The following is a 19,423-nucleotide window of genomic DNA, read 5'->3' as shown; positions in this document are numbered from 1 at the left end:
TCAATTAGCCCTCTCCCTACCCGCTCTCCCCGCAGATATAAACACGGGTGAGCCACAAGCAGTATTTTATCAAAAAAAATTCATTCTGCCAATAGAAAGGTCAGACGTCTGCTCATATTTATTTTTAAAAAAATCAGCGTGAATTCTCACGCCGATTTGATATGCCGCTCCCTATCTTTCCAACAACCATACTTAATAAGATATGAAACCTTTATTCACCATCTGTTAACTGTCTATACAGATTGCCCATTTCAATAGCTCCAACAGCTGCTTCCCATCCTTTGTTTCCTGCTTTAGTGCCAGCACGCTCAATAGCCTGTTCAATCGTGTCAGTTGTCAGAACTCCGAAAATAACAGGGACACCGCTCTGCAATGCTGTCGCTGATACTCCTTTTGCCACTTCGCCGCTGACATAATCAAAATGTGGAGTAGCTCCGCGGATTACTGTGCCAAGTGTAATAACTGCATCATATTTTCCGGATTGGGATAGCTTTTTAGCTGCAAGCGGGATTTCGAATGCTCCAGGAACCCATACTACTGTCACGTCTTCTTCACTCACTCCATGGCGCTTAAGTGCATCTTCCGCTCCGCTTAAAAGCTTGCCCGTAATGAATTCATTAAAACGCGACACGACAATTGCCATTTTTAATCCTGTTCCTACTAAATGTCCTTCGATTACCTTTTTCATCTCAAATCGCTCCCTTAAAATTGTAATAAATGCCCAAGTTTCGTTTTCTTTGTTTTTAAGTAATTCTCATTTTCAGATTTGGCAGGCATTTGAAGAGGAACCCGTTCGGCTACCTCCAGGCCATAACCTCCTAATCCTGCAATCTTGCGGGGATTATTGGTTAGGAGGCGCATTTTTTTTACCCCCAGATCCCTTAGGATTTGTGCACCTACCCCATAGTCGCGAAGATCGTCCTTAAATCCGAGCTTATGATTTGCCTCAACGGTATCATATCCCTCTTCCTGAAGCTTATAGGCTTTCAATTTATTAATCAGGCCGATGCCGCGTCCTTCCTGTCTCATGTATAAAAGAATTCCCCGGCCTTCTGTCTCAATCTGTGCAAGTGCTGCTTCAAGCTGGGGTCCGCAGTCACAGCGGTTAGACCCGAATACATCTCCGGTCAGGCACTCAGAATGAACACGAAGCAATACGGGTTCATTTTCATCAATTTCTCCTTTTACAAGAGCAACATGGTCTTTTCCATCAACAGTGTTTGTATAGCCTACTGCTTTAAAATCTCCAAATTCTGTTGGAAGCTGAATCTCCACTTCTCTTTTTACAATGGAGTCATGTTTCAGTCGATACTCGATCAATTGCTGAATCGTGATCATTTTTAAGTTAAACTTTTCTGCCACTTTTTCAAGGTCATCTACGCGCGCCATTGTTCCATCATCTTTCATGATTTCACAGATAACCCCGGCAGGTGCAGCACCGGCAAGACGAGCCAGGTCAACTGCCGCTTCAGTATGGCCAGCCCTCCTAAGGACTCCTCCTTTTTTTGCAACTAAAGGAAAAACATGTCCCGGACGGGAGAAATCTGAGGGCTTAGCGTCACCCTCGAGCATTTCTTTTATTGTGAAAGCACGCTCAAAAGCACTTATGCCTGTAGTGCTTTTCACATGATCAATACTGACTGTGAAAGCTGTTCCATGGCTGTCAGTATTGACTTCTGCCATCGGATTCAGTTCCAGTTTTTCAGCCAGCTCCTCAGTGATGGGTGTACAAATCAGGCCTCTTCCTTCTTTGGCCATAAAGTTGATGGTTTCCGGTTTCGCATATTCCGCGATTGCCAGGAAATCCCCTTCATTTTCCCTGTCTTCATCATCACAGACAATGATGACTTTTCCTGCTTTTAAATCTTCCAAAGCCTCATTTATTTCACTGAACATGGTTTATTGCCCCTCCTTTTGCAAATTATAAAAAGCCATTCTCCTTAAGGAATCCTTCTGATATTCCTTCTTTAGGCGGTGTGTTCTCCTGCTGCTGCCTGTTCATGAAGGAATATAGGTATTTGGCAAGCATGTCAAACTCGAGATTGACAATGTCTCCAACTGTTTTGAACCCTAGTACCGTTTCACTCGCTGTGTGGGGAATGATCGAGACGGTAACGGTATTGTCTTCATTGCCGAATACAGTCAGGGAAATCCCATCCACAGCGACAGAACCTTTCATAATAAGCAAATGGCTTAAGGCAGCCGGCACAGATATTTGTATATAAATAGCATTTTCACTCGATGTCTTTTTGAGGATCTGACCTGTACCATCCACATGCCCTGTCACAAAGTGCCCGCCAAAACGGCCATTTGCCGACATCGCCCTTTCCAAATTGACTTTTGTTCGTTCTTTAATGGCTGAAAGCGAAGTACTTTTGAACGTTTCAGGCATGACATCTGCTGAAAATTCATTTTTTGCAAATTCCGTAACCGTGAGACACACGCCATTTACCGAAATGCTGTCCCCCAATTGGACATCTGATAAAACTTTGGAGGCCTGAATCGTCAGTTTCATCGCCTTGCCTTGCTGGACTACTTTTTTTACGGTTCCAAGCTCCTCAATAATTCCTGTAAACATTATTGCCTGGCCTCCCTCAGCGGTTTTGCGGTTATTCGAAGGTCTCCGCCAATCCTTTTGATTTCTGTGAATTCCAGTACAGGGGAGTCTATTACATAGTCGGCACCATCCCCGCCAATAAATGGAATCGCCTTATTGCCTCCAATAATTTTAGGAGCCATATAGAGGATCATCTGCTGAAAGAAACCTTCTTTAATAAATGAAGCATGGATCTCAGACCCGCCTTCAACAAATAAAGTCATGATGTTTCTTTCACCTAAGTTTTTTAATACTTCTTTAATCGGCACTTCATTAGCAGGAAAAGAAAAAACTTCTGTTTTATACTTCCTTATTTCCTCTGCTTTTGTCGAATCTATTTCACAGCCGGTAAAGATGATGGTCTTAACTGACTGATCTCGGATGACATTTGCGTCTGCCGGAATTCTGAGATTTGTATCTAAAACAACTCGAATGGGATTTTTTCCGCCTTGGGGCAGCCTGGCGGTTAAAAGGGGATTATCGTGAATGATCGTATTTACACCTGTAAGTATTGCGTCATGTTCATGCCGTAGACGGTGTACATCCTGCCTGGATTCTGGAGAGGTAATCCATTTGCTGTCACCGGTTTTTGCAGCTGTTTTCCCATCAAACGATGAAGCTGCTTTAATGGTTACGTATGGTGTCTTTGTTTTTATAAAATGGAAAAATGGTTCGTTTAAGGCATCTGCTTCCTCTTTCAATAAACCGGTCACCACGTCAATACCGGCATCCTGCATCCTTTGGATTCCTTTGCCTGACACCAGAGGATTTGGATCGGCAGAAGCAATAAAAACCCTATTAATTCCTGAATTAATAATTAAGTCTGCGCATGGTGGAGTCCTGCCAAAATGGCTGCACGGTTCAAGAGTGACATAAATATCAGCGCCTTTAACCTCATCGCCAGCCGCAGCAATCGCATGGACTTCTGCATGGGGAGTTCCCGCTTTCAGGTGAGCACCCATCCCCAGAATTTCACCATTTTTAACAACAACCGCACCCACCTGCGGGTTAGGACTTGTTTGTCCTTTGGCTGCCGCTGCCAGACTGATGGCTAACTTCATATATTCCTGGTGGTTCAAATTATGTGAGTCCTCCTTCCTTTATAATTTCTCCAAATTAAATATGAAACGGCAAAACCCCGTACACCAGAAGGTGAAACGGGGCAAAAAATCATGACGAAATAAGCGTTTAAAAAATGAAATTTTAAACGCGTTACTATACTCATTCCTTCTCCCATCCAGACTTTCACTGTCGGCTTTGGAATTTCACCAAATCCACCGCTATTATTAAGCACCTATCTCTGCTAATAAAACCGGGTCACGGACTAAGAGGGCATACCCTCATCACCGCCGGTTGGGAATTTCACCCTGCCCCGAAGGAAATCCTATTCTATTAAAAGAATCTTACCATGAATAGCCGGAATATACAAAGAGAATTGGTTATCACAGATTTGAAACTTTTGCTTTAACCAGCCGTATACTTAAAATATAGAAGAAGGAAAGAAAGGGCGGTACTAATGATTGAACCGAAAGAACAGCTTATAAATGAATTAAAGAAATGCGAAGAATGGGAAAAAGACCAAGGTGATTTGTGGTTTTGGGAGAAGCTCGGGAGGCTTCCTTTCAAACTTATTGATAGATTCACACCGGAGTTCATACAAAAAAAGGTTGGAGTGATTCTTGATGAGCTTGGCACGTATATTCAATCAGGAGGAAGATATTTAAGTTCAGCAGCAGCTTTAAAGAATTATTATCCTGGACAGAATATACATACCCTGAAGGATGTAGAAGCCCTGCCTATAGTTAAGATGGATGAAGCCGCGGAAAAGCTAACCTCAAACCGAAAAAGAACCGCTGCATTGCAGGGTGCGGGAACAGGAGTCGGAGGGATTTTCACCCTGACCATTGATATCCCCCTTCTCCTCGGCATTCAATTAAAAACACTGCAGGATATTGCGATTTGCTACGGCTTCGATCCTGCAGATAAAAATGAAAGAATGTTCATCGTCAAAATCCTTCAATTCGTTTCCAGTGATATTGTTGGAAAAAAAGCTATTCTGCAGCAGCTTACCATGTTTGGTTCTAAAGAAGAAGGACCGAAGAGGGAAGTCGTTTCTGAGCTTCAAGGCTGGAGAGAGGTTGTGTTTTCTTACAGGGACCAAATAGGCTGGAAAAAACTATTTCAAATGATTCCTATTGCCGGATTGCTTTTCGGGGCATTCATAAATCGCTCTGCCGTTAATGATATTGCAGAAGCCGGCATTATGCTATACAGAAAAAGGGTAATCGTTAATCGACTTCACCAGGATATGATTGCAGATATAAAACCGGAGAGCTAATAAGGCTCTCCGGTTTGTTTATGGAAGCTTTTTGATTTCCTTCTCCATATATTCTTCATTTAAGGCTCCCAAAACTTTTTCTCTAATAACTCCATCAGAGTCAATAAAATAGCTAGTAGGATAGGCCATAATATTATAATCCGCACCAACAGTGCCTTTTACATCCATAGGGATTGTAAAAGTCAGACCCAGCTCTTTCACGAACTTCTCAGCGTCTCCGTTATTCTTTTCAGTGTTTGTTAGATTTACGGCAAGAATATCGAATTTTTTATCTTTGTACTTTTTATACAGCTTCTCCATATGCGGCATTTCAGCGCGGCATGGAGGACACCAGCTTGCCCAAAAATTCAGAAGTACAGATTTGCCTCTGTAGTCACTGAGTTTCACTGGATTTCCTTCCATATCTGTAAGTTCAAAATCTGGAGCAAGGCTGCCTTTCTCCAAACCAATAGGCAAATCCTCAGGATCATCAATTTTATCGTATTTTTGCATTTGTCCAGCTTGCTCTACTACTCCCTTTTCCTTAAGAATGGTCTTGTCAACAATGAACAGTAAAAGGACAATAACTGCAGCTGCCAGTAAAAACTTTTTCATTCCAACACCTCTAAACTGATTTCCCTATACTTAAGCTGAATTTATCATACTATATGGGGAATGCAGAATCTATAAATGTGCACATGGCTTTAATGATTGCGATAAAGAAACAGTGCCGCAAAAATGGCATAAATTCTGCACTTTTCTTTTGCATCCAGACTAATATTGAAGGATAGGACAGGTGTGTTTGGATCCTTAAAGCGCTTTCCCCACTCAAAGGGCATCCACCCTTTGCGAAGACGTGCAATTCTATTCGATTGATCATCCAAAACCTGCAGATCTGTGTGTAAAAAGGTTTTAGGAAGGGCATACTGCATATCTCCATTCTGAAACAGCAGAGTGTTTCCATCCTTTTTAGATTCGATTATTTCCCTGCAGCGGCCATCTGATGACAAGATTTCGATTCCCTTTTTACGGATGATGATTGATGCCTCAAGATTTTCAGTATGGTCATATATTCCCAGCCTTTTTGGAAAGAATCGGTCAATAAAATAAGGAAGGAACCAGCGAAGCTTCCGCATTTTCATATCTCTGATTTCACCTATCAACATTCCTTCGGGATCAAAAATAACCATTCTGAGAGAAGGAGCCGGCAAAAAAGCGATCAGCACACTTGACTGCTCTAAAAACGATAGTGGGGCTTGTCCTTTATAGTAATAATTACTTGCAGCTGCCTCGGCTGCCCTTTGTTTATTCAGCAGATACATTTGATGACACAAAAAACTATAAATAACAAAAGGGATTAAAATAACAATGAAAATAGCCCCCGGAAATTTGTTAAAGAATAACAATAGAAAGAAAGTTGGGGGCATAAGTGCTGTAAGGCTTGCATTCAAAGAGATGTCAGCTGTTTTCTGGTAATAGTGCTGGATATTCATCAGTAAGTCTCCCCTGCATTATTTAATTCTCTCTATATTCTATTAATCAGGTCCAATAAAAATGAATTATGAGAGGATTTAATTATTGGGAGCTCTTTATAATTCACTCAAAAAATAAAGCTGATGGAAAGTTTCCGCCAGCCTGATTGATAGAATTATTTTAGCGCATTAACTGCATTTTTTTCATTTTATTCAAATTAAGGATACCGGCAATTTTTGTTATACGACATATCCCCGCACCCTGATAGATACGGTTAGAATTGATTGATTCTATCAAATGATTTTCTTGCATCATCATATCCCTGGAGATATAACTTTTCCAATTTTTGAGGATTCCGTTCCATCCGACCCACTGTTAATGGCTCCTGCGGCTGGACGACAAGAACTGTCCCCTTCTTTTCTTCCTGCTCTACATAGCGAAGGGTCTCGTTATAGGTCAGGTACCGTTCTGACAGTGCTTTTTGCAGCCCGGTATAATGGGGATATTTCCTTTTTACCATAAAAGCAAATTTAGATGGCTTTTTGGAATAGCCCCGGTTTCTTGTCAGGATTACTATATTTTTATTGAATCCATCCTGCTGTGCTTTTTTGATTGGTATGGGATCGCTGATTCCTCCATCAAGGAGGACCCTATTATTAAAAGCGACCTCAGGTGCAATAAAAGGCAGGGAACTGGATGCTTTTAAAACCTTCAGCACATCTTTCCCATAGTCTTTTCTATTGAAATAAACAGGCTTTCCTGTATGGCAATCTGTTGTTCCAATTACAAATTCAGACTGGTTTTTATAAAACTCTTCGTAGTGATACGGGACAAGCTTATTCGGTATTTCATCAAAAATAAAATCCATTCCGAAAAACTGACGCGATTTAAAGAAATTCCGCCATGAGATATATCGCGGATCTGTTACATAATCCACGTTTACAATTTTGTTTCTGCCCTTTTGTTTGGACAAATAAGAAGCGGCATTGCATGCCCCTGCAGAAACACCAATAACATAAGGAAAGCTGAGGTCCTGTTCAAGAAAATATTCGAGAACACCTGCTGTATACACTCCACGCATTCCTCCGCCTTCAAGCACCAGGCCCGTTTCACTGATCACCTTTCATCTTCCTTTCTATCTTTTAAAGCCATACTACCAAAATAGCACACTCCGATATACAAATATGCCCAAAAGGAAGGAACTTGCATGAAATCAGGCAAGTTCCCTTCGTTTAAATATCGCAATGGATGCAAGTATGGAAAACGTAATGGCAATTACAGAAACAATGATACTCGGCAATAATTCATCAGGGAAGTTACCGCCCATGATAAAAGTATTTGTATAAGCAGACAGAAGGGCCGGACTCCACTCCAGCAGATGAGAAAGCGAAGTGCTCAATAAAGTTACTATGACTATAATGCCAATTGAGATAAATCCAACTGCCCCAGGCGATTTCACAAAGGTATTGAAGAGGATGACTATAGTGATTATAAGGGTAAGCCAGATACCATAAACAAAGAAGGATTGAAGAAAATCCGCGAAAGGAATAAATTCAAATAATATGCCCACATAGTACCAGGAGAGGAAGTAACCCAGAAAATATGATAACCATATGAGTATCATCAAACTGGTCCACTTAGCTGTTACAAAACCGGCGTACGATACGGGTTTTACCAGGATTAGTTCTGCAACACCGCTTTTCCTTTCACCGGCAATGCTTCCCATTGTAATTAAAACAATAATAAGCACACCAAGCGTATTGAACTGACTAAGACTTGCAGCAAGCGCTTCACCGGCTGAAGGAACAGGAAGCTCGATGACCGCCCCTTCAGGCAGCCCGCCAAGTGAATCAACAATTTGAGGCAAATAATATAAGGTCAGAGGCTCTTTTACAGCTATCAAAATAAAAGTTAACGGCACCCAGATCCATTTGAAGTTTCTGGCCAGCTCGAGCATCTCTTTTTTTAATAATGTTACCCATTGCTTCATTTTTTCACCACCTTCATGAAAACATCCTCAAGGCTCGTTCTGCTGATTTCAAACTTAACCAGCGGCCATTTCTGTTTCGCAATTTCAGCTAGAAATAAATTCCTGGCATCCTCAATATTCTTCACCAAAAAGCTTGCCCTATCTCCATTCACTTCCATTGAAGAAACAGGCGGAAGCAGAGATATCTCTTCAGCATATTCACCAGTATTCGTTTTAAAAACCAGGTCAATCTTAGCCTGCTGATGCCTGGTTCTAAGCTCTGCCAATGTCCCGGATTCAATCAATTCACCACCATGGAGGAATAAAATTTCATCACATATTTCTTCTGCATCATTTAGAATATGGGTGGAAAACAGAATTGTCGTTTCTTTTTTCAGCCTGTTCAACAGCTCCAGCACTTCCCTGCGTCCAAATGGATCAAGCGCTGAAACCGGTTCATCGAGCATGACAAGCTTGGGGCGGTGAATGATCGCCTGAGCAATGCCAAGCCGCTGCTTCATACCTCCTGAGTATTTTCCAATCCGGCGGTTTTTAGCTTCGGATATACCGGTAAGTTTAAGAAGCTCCGCTGCTCTGTCTTTTGCTTCTGCTTTGGGAAGTCCTGCAAGCTGACCTGCGTATTCAAGAAATTCCCTGCCTGTCATCCATTCATAAAAAACAGGAAATTGAGGAAGATAGCCTATTAATCTTCGAAAATCCGCTTTTTCTCCCCCTTCATACACAATCGTGCCGGAATCCGGCTTCACCAGGCCGGCAAGCATCTTAAGTGTAGTTGTTTTTCCTGCTCCATTTGCTCCCAGCAGGGCAATACATTTTCCTTCAGATAATTGAAAATCCAGACCTTTTATTACCTCCTGATCCTTAAACTTCTTTTTAAGATTTGTTATGCTTACAACCGGCATATTCAGCTTCTCCTTCCGAAAATAAAGTAAATGATTGGCCCTAGCAGATTAATAAATAAAATGACGAGAGCCCATACCCATTTCGGGCCATTTGCTTTTTCTATTTTTACGAGATCAATAATCGCAACGGCCATCAATATTAGCTGAATAATGACAATGGGTGCAAGAATTGCCCAGTTAATGCTCTCTAAAATTTCCATTTCGATGTCCTCCCTTATTGTACTGTCATTCATATGACGTTTAAGTACAAAAATCGTTCATAGGGATTTCAACTATTTTTCTAATGAAAAGACACCCCACTATTGGAGTGTCTATAAGTTTAATAGCTGAGATTAATCCATTTCTTTTTCATACACAGCCATCATATTTTTGATTTCGTTTGTTACCTGATCAATAAGTGAGGATGGTGAAAGCACCTTGGCCTGATTACCCCAGTTGAGGAGCCATTTGACAAGTCCATCACTCACAATGGCTTTTGCTGATAAAACGAAATGGTTCTCATCCAGTTTTCTTATGTCTGCATCCCGCCCAAATTTATCAATTATCACGTTGATCAAATCGTTGTGGAATCGGATTTTTATCCACTCTTCAGATCCGGCATACATATGAAAGGTTGAACTCACATACTTGGATACATCAAAGGGTTCATATGCGAATTGTTCTTCCGTTATATGAACATTGCGTAGACGGTCAATCCGATAATGGCGGATTTCTTCTTTGGCAAAATAGTAGGCTATTAAATAATAAAAGTCATTTACCCATGTGAGCGCCAGCGGTTTGACCCTGTATTGCCCTCCATTATGGCTTAAAACAAATTCCTTGTTGAGATTATATCTTCCATATTGAAATGTGACGATTCTCCGCTCGGAAATGGCTTCATGCAAGTCATTGATAGCCAGCCGAACCAGTTTACTTTCACTTTTCACAGAGGAATCGATCAATATTTCATTATGGAGCTTTTTGGCATGATGAATGCTTGTCAGCTTTTTAATTTTCCGGATCAGCTGTCTTGTCTCATCTTTTGTGATGAATCGTGCAGAAGCAACGGCATCAATCAGCATGCGCAATTCATAAAGCTCGAATAGACGGTATTGATGGCTGTAGAACTTTGGCATTCCCTCTTTTTCCTGGTTAATGGTAATATCAAATTTAGCTTCAATCAGATGTTCAATATCGTCTCTCAATGAATTTTTGTTTAATTTCACATCCGGTCCATATTCCTTTTTAAAGCATTCAGTTATATCGTCCAGTGTATATTCATTTTCTTCATCTGTCTGCTCTCTCAAAATATCCATAAGCTTGAGCAGCCTTTGTTTGTTATCAAGTCTATTCATCACATCACCCCGCGACCTTTATTATCCATTAAAAAAAGCCCAGCGGCAACAAGCCCTGGACTGTGTTCATCATTTTAATATCCTGAAAACTAAAGGTATTCTGTATTCCTTTCCTTCATATGCTTTGACAGCAGCTACTACTGTAAAGATAAAAGCAAGGATTCCCACGATCCAAATCGTAATGACCCCAATTAATATGATCATTAGCACTACGCTGATTGCGCTGTAGATTGAATAGGAAATTAAAAAATTCAAATATTCCTTTCCATGGTAATCTACAAACTCCGAGTCATTCTTTTTCAATAGCCAAATGATCAGCGGTCCGACAAAAACGGTAAAAAAGCTGGTTACATAGATTGCTGCTGCTATAAGCCTTTCATCATTGGAAGGCATTTTATAATCATTCATCCTGTTTCCTCCTAGGCTAACCTCAAATATAAATGATGTTTCTTTTATATTATTTACGATATTCACTGTAAAAGGTTTCATGTATTTTTATATTTTTTTATATTCCCTCTGCAGCCTTAATTTCCTGTTCTCGATTGGGACAACTTGAATACACATGTTAAAGACAGGCATTGCGCATCTACCTGTGCCTATTCTTAAACCTGCCTAGGAAGGTGATATACAGATGATGTCAAAGCTGGAGGCTTTCATTCTGGGAATCATCCAGGGGCTTACCGAGTTCCTGCCTATTTCCAGTACTGGACATTTATATTTGGGGAGACATCTATTTGGCCTTGATGAAGCAGGCCTCTTCCTTGATACAATGCTGCACATAGGAACTTTACTGGCAGTCCTTGTCGTATACAAAAATGAATTGCTTCAAATTATTAAGAAGCCCTTCGGCAAGCTATCGATGCTTCTGATAGTCGGGACGATTCCGGCCGTAATCGTGGGACTCCTGCTGAGTGACATGTTCGATTCAATTTCGAAATCCGGTGTTACAATCGGCTGGGAATTTCTATTTACAGGGTTCATACTCTGGATTGCAGATGGTGTTAAGAAAGGCGCAAAAAAAATGGACAGCATCACGTACGGAGATGCCTTGTTTATCGGCACCTTTCAGGCTGCTGCCATTTTTCCGGCAGTTTCAAGATCCGGCTTAACCATTGCAGCAGGCCTCTTCAGGAAGCTTGACAGGGAAACAGCTGCCTATTTTTCATTCCTGTTATCCATACCTGCCATCGCTGGCGGCATTGTCATGCAATTTGGCGAATTGATGTCCGGTCACACAGAAGCCATAACCCTTGGCAGCATGTTAATGGCGACATTGTCATCAGCAATTTTCGGTTATGCAGCAGTCGTGTGGATGATTAATTTTCTAAAAAGAAAATCCCTGAAGATATTTGCTGTCTACGTTTGGATTTTAGGGTTCTCAATTATAATCCTGCAAATGACCGGAACATTTTAAAGGGGAGGTATTAGAATGGATGAAATAATTGCCGGCATTTTTGGACTGCTATCCCAGCTTGGTTATGCCGGCATTGCACTTGGGTTAATGGTTGAAGTGATCCCAAGCGAAATTGTTCTGAGCTATGGCGGCTTTTTAGTAAGTACCGGGGATATCCATTTTCTAGGGGCCCTCCTTGCAGGGATTGCAGGCGGAACACTTGCCCAACTGTTTCTTTATTGGCTGGGCGCGTATGGCGGACGGCCTGTTCTTGACAAATATGGAAAATATCTTTTGATTCAAAAAAAGCATTTGGATAAATCAGAGAAATGGTTCGAAAAGTATGGGACTGGAGTAATTTTCACGGCCAGATTTATACCTGTAATACGGCATGCCATTTCAATCCCAGCCGGAATAGCCAAAATGCCTTTATCGGTCTTTACTGTTTATACACTAGCAGCTATGGTGCCTTGGACGGTTCTCTTTCTATTATTGGGGATGGAGCTTGGTGATCACTGGAGAGACATCAAAGAATATGCAAAACCATTTATCTTGCCGATCATTGTTATTGCTTTGGTCTCCGGCGCTATTTACTTGTTTTATATGAAGAGGAAAAGTTAACTTAGAAAATTTACCAAAAGTGTAGAATTCCAATTTTACACTTTTTTTATTTGAGCTAAAGATGTTGAGAAAATTCTTCACACTTTCGATTCATTTTTGTAAAATAAAGCAAATACTTAGGTTCAAAGGACGATATAGATGAAAATTTTATTAAAAAATGCAGTCATATATCCTGTGACATCCCCCTCCTTCCATGGGGATGTACTAGTAGAAAACGGAAAAATACTAAAGATGGGCAAGAACTTAAAGTCTGATTCCAATGTAAAAATTATAGACTGCCATAGCCACCACCTGTTTCCGGGCTTCATTGATGTCCATACTCATCTGGGTCTTTATGTTGAAGGCACCGGATGGGCAGGCAATGATGCCAACGAAACAATTGAACCCTTAAGCCCGCATATTAGAGCGATGGATGGTGTATATCCTCTTGATCCCGCCTTTTATGATGCAGTGAAATATGGCATAACAACTGCCCACATCATGCCGGGAAGCGCCAATGTAATTGGAGGAACAACCTCTGTTATTAAGACATCCGGGAAAAACATCAGCAAGATGATTATCCAGGAAACAGCCGGCCTTAAAATTGCCCTAGGTGAAAATCCAAAGAGGATTCATAGTCATGGCAACAAGGATTCCATAACAAGAATGGGGATAATGGGAATGCTGAGGGAAGCCTTTTATGAGGCTTTACATTGCGATAATCCCGACTCTCTAAGATTTGCACCGCTTGTCAGGGCGCTCAAAAGAGAAATTCCCGTCAGAATACATGCACACAGGGCAGATGATATTATTTCTGCCATCCGCTTTGCAGAAGAATTCAATCTCGATCTTCGAATCGAACATTGCACAGAAGGCCATTTAATTGCAGACGAATTGGAAGGCTTAAATTTAAAGGTATCAGTGGGGCCTACGCTAACAAGAAGATCGAAAGTGGAACTGAAAAATAAAACCTGGAAAACGTATCAGCAGCTGACAGAGCATGGAGTGGAAGTCTCCATCACTACAGATCATCCATACACACCTGTGCAATATTTGAATATGTGTGCAGCTATTGCAGTCCGGGAAGGCCTTTCCGAGCAAAAAGCCCTAGAAGGAATCACCATTTTGCCGGCAAGAAACCTCAGAATCGATCATCAGCTTGGAAGCATAGAGGAAGGAAAAGATGCTGATTTAGTTCTATGGAATCATCATCCATTTCACTTTCTAGCCAAGCCAAAATGGACAATGTCAGGCGGAAATTTTGTGTACAGGGAGTCATAGAACGGTGTCGAATATTGCTGGTGATATTTGACATAAAATCGCAAAAAAAATAATCAAAAAACCTATTTCCTTTTTGAAATTTTTTTAGTATTATACCTAAAGTGAAGTGAAATTTTTGCTTCCTATATGACAGACAATCAAATATCGGAAACGATAGTAATAGGGAAGGCAAATGGTGCGCCACCAGTTATCTGGTTCTAGTGGGTTCGATTCCCACCCCGAAATTTTTTAGCAGCATAATAAAAAATTTCGAGGGTGGACCGAAGGCTCTATTTGGCATGGAGTAGGACTGCCCTCAATTGGAGGGATAACCTATGCTCAAGAAACGTGATCTTCACGACTGCCATGCTTTATTTGATTTAATGACGCACCCTGATGTCTTCCCTTTTGTTCGCCAAAAAGCCAATTGTTATGATGAGTTTATATTTATTACAAAGCAGACAATCGAATCCGAAGAGCGCGGTGAATTAATTTCACGCACAATTCTTGATGAATGGGGCTCTCCGATTGGGACGATTAATTTGTATGACATCCAGGACAATGCCGGCTTTCTCGGCACATGGCTTGGCAAACCTTATCATGGCAAGGGGTATAACAAATTAGCAAAAGATGCTTTCTTTGAAGAGCTCTTTTTTGAAACAGGCATAGAAACCATTTTTATGAGGATCCGCAAGGAAAATATCCGCTCGCAAAAAGCTGCAGAAAAGCTACCTTATGTCATTCTTGCAAATGAAACGAGAAAGTCTGTGTATGATCAGCTGAATGCAAATGGTGATATTTACAATCTGTATGAGATCCCAAAAGATTTATATACTCTTCATGTAATGCGTCATGGAGCAGCAGTCCAAGAATCGTCCCAATTATTGGAGGCTTAAAGAAAAGCGGAAGCGCCTTGCCCACCCCCGACACCTCGAGGGGGTAGGCGCTGGAGCTAGACAGCTCTCGAAGTACAAAAGTATATACTCTATAAGTAATAAAAACGCTAAGCACTTGCATAGAGCAAGTGCTTTTTATTTTTTCAATTAATAATATTGGTTTCCGGTTCATCTGTTTTTTCTCTTATTCCGTAATGGGACAGCAATTCATCCAGCTCTTCATTGGTAAGAGTTTCAAAACGCCCGTCCACAAATGAAACTTGTGTCTGATTGGGATTAATCCTATTTATATTGAAGCTCATCTTTCTGCCTCCTTCAGCCGTGTTTTGGAAATGGCTGTTTTTACTATTTATACTCGCCGATTGAAGGATTTTTATTCCCGTTATGCAAAAGTTCACATAATTGAAACATTTATTAAGGACTCACTATACTGAATAAAAGACCTGCTTGGGGCCGGCTTCTCTTTAGTATGATATAATTCTCTAGTCACATTATAGGAAGAGGAAAGATTTATGAATCAGACATACAGCAAAAAACAAAAACTGCATCAGCTGCTGGTTATTTTAGTTCCAATACTAGTAACCCAGCTGGCTATGTACTCCATGACATTTATTGATACTTTAATGACCGGCCGCTATGATTCACAGGACCTGGCAGGTGTAGCGATTGGATCTTCTCTATGGGTTCCTGTATTCACCGGGCTCAGCGGAATACTCCTTGCTGTTACCCCGATTGTGTCCCACCTCGTGGGAGCAGGAAAACAGCGTGAGGAAGTTGCTTTTTCTGTTATTCAGGGCGTTTATCTGTCCATCATTATGGCCGTAATTGTTTATGCAGGAGGAGCACTCTCCTTAAATCCAATCTTAAGTGGAATGAATCTCGAGAACAGGGTCGAGGATACAGCTTTCAACTACCTTGCTGCCTTAAGCACAGGGTTGATTCCCCTGTTTGTCTACAATGTATTAAGATCGTTTATTGATGCTCTTGGAAAGACCAGAGTCAGTATGATCATCACCCTTCTAACACTGCCAATCAATGCTTTTTTTAACTATATACTTATATATGGCAAATTAGGTTTTCCGGAACTCGGCGGAGCAGGTGCAGGCTATGCTTCATCTATTACTTACTGGCTGATCATGGTTATTTCGATTAATATTATTCATAAAAATTCCCCGTTCTCGAACTATGGAATTTTCAGAAGAATGCATGCTGTTTCTATCGGCAAATGGAAGGAAATCCTTCTTATCGGGATCCCAATCGGCTTATCGATTTTTTTCGAAACCAGTATCTTTTCAGCAGTTACTTTATTAATGAGCACATTTGAAACAGCCGTAATCGCAGCTCACCAGATTGCCCTCAATTTCGCATCACTTCTTTATATGATCCCGCTAAGCATTTCAATGGCATTAACAATCGTTGTAGGCTTTGAAGCGGGGGCTAAGAGATTCAGGGATGCAAAAGAGTACAGCTGGATCGGTGTCGGCATTGCTGTATTTATGGCATTAATTTGTGCAGCTGTTCTTTTGGCTTTCCCAAAAGAGGTGGCATCGATTTATACAAAAGACGACCATGTATTGCAATTAACAGCTGCATTTTTAATATATGCCATGTTCTTTCAGCTTTCAGATGCCATTCAGGCACCCGTACAGGGAGCGCTGCGCGGATATAAGGACGTGAATGTCACCTTCATTATGTCGCTTATTTCTTATTGGATCATCGGACTGCCGTTTGGCTATTACCTGGCCAATCATACGGATTGGGGAGCCTATGGTTATTGGATCGGTTTAATTACAGGACTTGCAGCTGGGGCCATTACTTTAACAAGCCGGCTGATCTATCTGCAAAACAGAAAATACCCTGCATATATGGAAGCGAAGTAAATATAAAAAGGCAGAAGAATACGGTTCTTCTGCCTTTCGCTTTCATTCCTGATAAATCTTCCCCAGGACGTCTTTTCCGCCAGTAACCGGGATTATGCCGCCTGTAATAAAATCGGATTTTTCATCGGTCAGAAAACTGATTACACGGGCAATATCCTCACCTGTACCCGGCCTTCCGACTGGTGATGCATGATCATGAACCTTCGCAGCTTCTTCGATATTTCTTTCCTTCCATTCACCGATAATATCTCCCGGACAAACCATATTTGCGGTAATTCCGTTACCGGCCTCTTCAAGTGCAATGGATTTCGTTAAAGACGCTGCCCCCGTTTTTGCAGCCGCGAATGCAGAACGGTATATCCACCCAGATGCTGATTCTACACGGTCAAAGCCTATCGTGATAATTCTTCCCCATCCATTTTCCCTCATTTTCGGTATAAACAACTTGGATAAATAAAAGACCGCATTTAAGTTTCCATTAATAAGGTAATTCCATTGTTCAAAAGAATAATCCAGCATCTCTTTTCTTTCGTGCACATAAGGACCGGCATTATGAATGACTATGTCGATGACTTGAAATTCATTAAGAGCTTTTTCGGACATCTTTATACAGTCCGCCGGTAAAGAAATATCTCCCTGCAAAGCAATATTTTTAGTGCCGAATTTTTCGGTCAGTTCCCTGCACAATGAGACAGCTTCCTCTTGACTGCTACGGTAATTGATCACCAGATCGATGCCTTTAGCGGCAAGCATATTCGCCGTTCTTTTCCCGATCCCTGTTGCCCCTCCCGTGATTAAAGCTGCTTTATTTCTCACAAAATTACCCCTCAGTATTTAATTATTTTATATACATTGATATCAATATAGTAGTAATTACAGTGTATTAATGCAAATAATAAGAAGCTTTCGCCCATGATTCAGCAGACAAGCAAGAGAGTCCATTATTAACAGATAGGCGTTTATCTGCATAGAATATATGACTCAGTATTGAATCATTAGCCGTTGCGGCAGTTTAGCAAGGAAAGGATGAGAAGGATGTTCCCGTGGAATCTTTTTCCGTTTAATAAAGATATGAAGAATCCTCCCAGCCAAATGAAACCGGAGGAAATTGATAAATATATTAAAAATATCATGGGGCAAATGTTTCCTCAGAATATGCAGGGAATGACTGGAGCACCGGATTTTATGAAAGGCTTTAATGCTGCAGCCCCCGGAACTAGTCAACAGTCAAATTATTCTGCACCACTTAATTCATCCGTCTTCGAAACCCATGATTATGTTTTTGTGAGATTTCCAATAAAAAACGAGGAATGGCTAAAAGAAATGAAGCTTTACCACACTTCTAACCAAATGATTATCGAGCATATTCCCGAAAAAGACGATAAACATATTATTACCCTCCCTGCCATTGTCAGGAAAAAAGGATCATCCGCCAGCTGCAAAGAGGGCTATATGGAGATAAAAATACCTAAAAATGTCGATATGCAATATTCAGAGATAGATGTAACGGAAATATTATAAAGGAGGCCTCCTTATGGAACTGGAAAAATGGAAGGATTTAATCAAAATGACCGCACATTATCAGGATCAGGGTTTCTGGGAAACGCTTATTTCACCTGGGGATTCCAATCACAATAAAAAACTTTCTTTTTCAGGTCTGGAGCAGGAAAAAATAAATCATTTTCTTTCAAATCAGGAAATTTTTCCGCGCTGTGACATGTATGAAAACAATGGCAATATCAAAATTGAAGCAGAGCTCCCCGGTATAAGCAAAAATGATATTAAAGTATCTCTTGTTCAAAATGAACTAATTATTAAAGGAAAATGTTCATCATTTCAGCAGCACTTGCGCTATTTTCTGAAAGAAAGACATAGCAGATCTTTTGAAAAAGTTCTGACCCTCCCTATGCCTGTTGATAAATGTTCGATAGAATCCTCATTTGAAAATGGGATACTTTCCATTTCTCTACCCATCTTATTCGAAGAGGAAGAAATAATACCCATTATTGTAAAGAATGAAGAGCAGCTTTAATCAAGCAGCTTATCATAGCAGTAAAAAGGATTTTCCCGATCCATGAAGATTGTACCCGCTTTAACATATCCATTTTTCTCAAATAAACTTTGAGCTTTTTTATTCAGCGAGTATGTATCTGTTCTCATATACGATATACCGTTATTCAATGCATGATCTTCAGCAAATGCAATTAACCTGCTCGCAATCCCCTCGCCTCTTATCTCAGGATCTACGGCCAGACGGTGAAATACAAAGCAGGGCTCATCTATTCTCCATGAGGCATTTTTATATTCCTCCGCCTGGATTTGATCGACAGTAATGGAACCTGCGACATTTCCTTCAAAGATGGCAGTGTGCAAAGTGCCTGCTTCCACATCAGCTAAAAAATCTTCCTTCCGGGGATAGGTCCGGTTCCATTGATCATTCCCCTCAGATTCCATAATACTGACCGTCCTCTGGACAATTTCCATTATTTCCTTCAAATCGTCTTTTGTTCCTTTTCTAATTTCCATTTAAATCACCTGTTGTTTTTCATTTTGAGCAGCTATTACTAATGTTCCAAGGAATGATTGAATACATACATGGAGCGGAAGTTCATACTATATTGAATAATAATGCAAAAAAAGACAGCCTAAAGAGGCTGCCTTTCAGACTGTCGACAAACTCGATTAAAATCGTGCTTGTCTTCAGTCTTTTTTGTTTTACAATAGAAGTAATACAATGCTTGAGGTGATTAAAATGCTTTCCAAACATAATCCAATTCAACGG

General features: G+C 40.8%; 23 protein-coding genes and 1 riboswitch. Of the genes, 8 read left to right on the top strand and 15 right to left on the bottom strand.

What is annotated here, in order from left to right:
* Positions 1 to 211: 211 nt before the first annotated feature.
* The 4 genes from ribH to ribD are packed head-to-tail and all read right to left on the bottom strand — an operon-like array spanning position 212 to position 3,675.
* Positions 212 to 688 (bottom strand): 6,7-dimethyl-8-ribityllumazine synthase, encoded by a 477-nt coding sequence (ribH, locus tag BK139_RS21415; RefSeq protein WP_076262849.1) that lies wholly within the window; start codon positions 686 to 688, stop codon positions 212 to 214.
* Between the two features lie 14 nt (positions 689 to 702).
* The gene (locus BK139_RS21410) at positions 703 to 1,896 is read right to left on the bottom strand and encodes a bifunctional 3,4-dihydroxy-2-butanone-4-phosphate synthase/GTP cyclohydrolase II (RefSeq protein WP_076262847.1); all 1,194 of its coding nucleotides are present in this window, start codon (positions 1,894 to 1,896) and stop codon (positions 703 to 705) included.
* Positions 1,897 to 1,921: 25 nt separating this feature from the next.
* The gene (gene ribE / locus BK139_RS21405) at positions 1,922 to 2,578 is read right to left on the bottom strand and encodes a riboflavin synthase (protein WP_076262845.1); all 657 of its coding nucleotides are present in this window, start codon (positions 2,576 to 2,578) and stop codon (positions 1,922 to 1,924) included.
* Positions 2,578 to 3,675 carry a bifunctional diaminohydroxyphosphoribosylaminopyrimidine deaminase/5-amino-6-(5-phosphoribosylamino)uracil reductase RibD gene (ribD, locus tag BK139_RS21400; protein WP_076262843.1) on the bottom strand — a complete coding sequence of 366 codons (1,098 nt, stop codon included), beginning with the start codon at positions 3,673 to 3,675 and terminating at the stop codon, positions 2,578 to 2,580. The genes ribE and ribD overlap by 1 nt, the downstream gene beginning before the upstream one ends.
* 142 nt (positions 3,676 to 3,817) lie before the next feature.
* A riboswitch (FMN riboswitch) is annotated at positions 3,818 to 3,980 on the bottom strand.
* Positions 3,981 to 4,112: 132 nt separating this feature from the next.
* On the opposite strand from ribD, the gene BK139_RS21395 reads away from it, so the two are divergent.
* Positions 4,113 to 4,934 (top strand): EcsC family protein, encoded by an 822-nt coding sequence (locus BK139_RS21395; RefSeq protein WP_076262841.1) that lies wholly within the window; start codon positions 4,113 to 4,115, stop codon positions 4,932 to 4,934.
* Positions 4,935 to 4,952: 18 nt separating this feature from the next.
* Here BK139_RS21395 and BK139_RS21390 read toward each other — a convergent pair whose 3' ends face one another.
* From BK139_RS21390 to BK139_RS21355, 8 genes are all read right to left on the bottom strand, one after another.
* A complete protein-coding gene (locus tag BK139_RS21390) occupies positions 4,953 to 5,528 on the bottom strand; it encodes a TlpA disulfide reductase family protein (RefSeq protein WP_076262837.1) in 576 nt (191 codons plus the stop codon).
* An 89-nt stretch (positions 5,529 to 5,617) separates the two neighbouring features.
* Positions 5,618 to 6,406 carry a hypothetical protein gene (locus tag BK139_RS21385; protein WP_076262835.1) on the bottom strand — a complete coding sequence of 263 codons (789 nt, stop codon included), beginning with the start codon at positions 6,404 to 6,406 and terminating at the stop codon, positions 5,618 to 5,620.
* A gap of 254 nt (positions 6,407 to 6,660) precedes the next feature.
* Positions 6,661 to 7,506 carry a patatin-like phospholipase family protein gene (locus tag BK139_RS21380; protein ID WP_076262832.1) on the bottom strand — a complete coding sequence of 282 codons (846 nt, stop codon included), beginning with the start codon at positions 7,504 to 7,506 and terminating at the stop codon, positions 6,661 to 6,663.
* A gap of 93 nt (positions 7,507 to 7,599) precedes the next feature.
* Positions 7,600 to 8,376 (bottom strand): ABC transporter permease, encoded by a 777-nt coding sequence (locus BK139_RS21375; RefSeq protein WP_076262830.1) that lies wholly within the window; start codon positions 8,374 to 8,376, stop codon positions 7,600 to 7,602.
* Positions 8,373 to 9,278 carry an ABC transporter ATP-binding protein gene (locus BK139_RS21370; RefSeq protein ID WP_076262828.1) on the bottom strand — a complete coding sequence of 302 codons (906 nt, stop codon included), beginning with the start codon at positions 9,276 to 9,278 and terminating at the stop codon, positions 8,373 to 8,375. The genes BK139_RS21375 and BK139_RS21370 overlap by 4 nt, the downstream gene beginning before the upstream one ends.
* Positions 9,279 to 9,280: 2 nt before the next feature.
* A complete protein-coding gene (locus tag BK139_RS21365; protein ID WP_048011419.1) occupies positions 9,281 to 9,478 on the bottom strand; it encodes a PLD nuclease N-terminal domain-containing protein in 198 nt (65 codons plus the stop codon).
* Positions 9,479 to 9,610: 132 nt separating this feature from the next.
* Entirely contained in the window at positions 9,611 to 10,612 is a 1,002-nt protein-coding gene (locus BK139_RS21360; RefSeq protein WP_076262826.1) for a helix-turn-helix transcriptional regulator, read from the bottom strand.
* A 69-nt stretch (positions 10,613 to 10,681) separates the two neighbouring features.
* Entirely contained in the window at positions 10,682 to 11,020 is a 339-nt protein-coding gene (locus BK139_RS21355; protein WP_076262824.1) for a DUF4870 domain-containing protein, read from the bottom strand.
* Between the two features lie 226 nt (positions 11,021 to 11,246).
* Here BK139_RS21355 and BK139_RS21350 point away from each other — a divergent pair, with 226 nt between their 5' ends.
* From BK139_RS21350 to BK139_RS21335, 4 genes are all read left to right on the top strand, one after another.
* Positions 11,247 to 12,026 (top strand): undecaprenyl-diphosphate phosphatase, encoded by a 780-nt coding sequence (locus tag BK139_RS21350; RefSeq protein ID WP_076262900.1) that lies wholly within the window; start codon positions 11,247 to 11,249, stop codon positions 12,024 to 12,026.
* A gap of 15 nt (positions 12,027 to 12,041) precedes the next feature.
* Entirely contained in the window at positions 12,042 to 12,626 is a 585-nt protein-coding gene (gene uptA, locus BK139_RS21345) for an undecaprenyl phosphate transporter UptA (RefSeq protein ID WP_076262822.1), read from the top strand.
* Between the two features lie 138 nt (positions 12,627 to 12,764).
* The gene (locus tag BK139_RS21340) at positions 12,765 to 13,886 is read left to right on the top strand and encodes an amidohydrolase (RefSeq protein WP_076262820.1); all 1,122 of its coding nucleotides are present in this window, start codon (positions 12,765 to 12,767) and stop codon (positions 13,884 to 13,886) included.
* Between the two features lie 314 nt (positions 13,887 to 14,200).
* Positions 14,201 to 14,761 (top strand): GNAT family N-acetyltransferase, encoded by a 561-nt coding sequence (locus tag BK139_RS21335; RefSeq protein WP_076262818.1) that lies wholly within the window; start codon positions 14,201 to 14,203, stop codon positions 14,759 to 14,761.
* A 143-nt stretch (positions 14,762 to 14,904) separates the two neighbouring features.
* On the opposite strand, the gene BK139_RS24180 is transcribed toward BK139_RS21335, so the two are convergent.
* The gene (locus BK139_RS24180; RefSeq protein ID WP_175609174.1) at positions 14,905 to 15,063 is read right to left on the bottom strand and encodes a hypothetical protein; all 159 of its coding nucleotides are present in this window, start codon (positions 15,061 to 15,063) and stop codon (positions 14,905 to 14,907) included.
* A 210-nt stretch (positions 15,064 to 15,273) separates the two neighbouring features.
* Between BK139_RS24180 and BK139_RS21330 the strand changes: the two genes are divergently transcribed.
* Complete coding sequence (locus BK139_RS21330) at positions 15,274 to 16,641, top strand: MATE family efflux transporter (RefSeq protein WP_076262816.1); 1,368 nt, start codon at positions 15,274 to 15,276, stop codon at positions 16,639 to 16,641.
* Positions 16,642 to 16,683: 42 nt separating this feature from the next.
* Here BK139_RS21330 and BK139_RS21325 read toward each other — a convergent pair whose 3' ends face one another.
* Positions 16,684 to 17,457 (bottom strand): SDR family oxidoreductase, encoded by a 774-nt coding sequence (locus BK139_RS21325; protein WP_076262813.1) that lies wholly within the window; start codon positions 17,455 to 17,457, stop codon positions 16,684 to 16,686.
* Positions 17,458 to 17,676: 219 nt separating this feature from the next.
* Between BK139_RS21325 and BK139_RS21320 the strand changes: the two genes are divergently transcribed.
* Both BK139_RS21320 and BK139_RS21315 read left to right on the top strand, forming a co-directional pair.
* Positions 17,677 to 18,162, top strand: a complete 486-nt coding sequence (locus tag BK139_RS21320) for an Hsp20/alpha crystallin family protein (RefSeq protein ID WP_076262810.1) — start codon at positions 17,677 to 17,679, stop codon at positions 18,160 to 18,162.
* A gap of 13 nt (positions 18,163 to 18,175) precedes the next feature.
* Positions 18,176 to 18,673: an Hsp20/alpha crystallin family protein gene (locus tag BK139_RS21315; protein WP_076262807.1), complete on the top strand. Its 498-nt coding sequence runs from the start codon at positions 18,176 to 18,178 to the stop codon at positions 18,671 to 18,673.
* Here the strand turns inward: BK139_RS21315 and BK139_RS21310 are convergent.
* A complete protein-coding gene (locus BK139_RS21310) occupies positions 18,670 to 19,167 on the bottom strand; it encodes a GNAT family N-acetyltransferase (RefSeq protein ID WP_076262805.1) in 498 nt (165 codons plus the stop codon). The two genes, BK139_RS21315 and BK139_RS21310, sit on opposite strands and share 4 nt — an antisense overlap.
* Between the last annotated feature and the right edge of the window lie 256 nt (positions 19,168 to 19,423).

It is taken from the genome of Paenibacillus sp. FSL R5-0490 (assembly GCF_001956215.1).
In the GTDB taxonomy this organism is placed as follows: domain Bacteria; phylum Bacillota; class Bacilli; order Bacillales; family Cytobacillaceae; genus Cytobacillus.
Note: the sequence above shows the minus strand (reverse complement) of the source record. Positions and strands in the feature narration are given on the sequence as shown.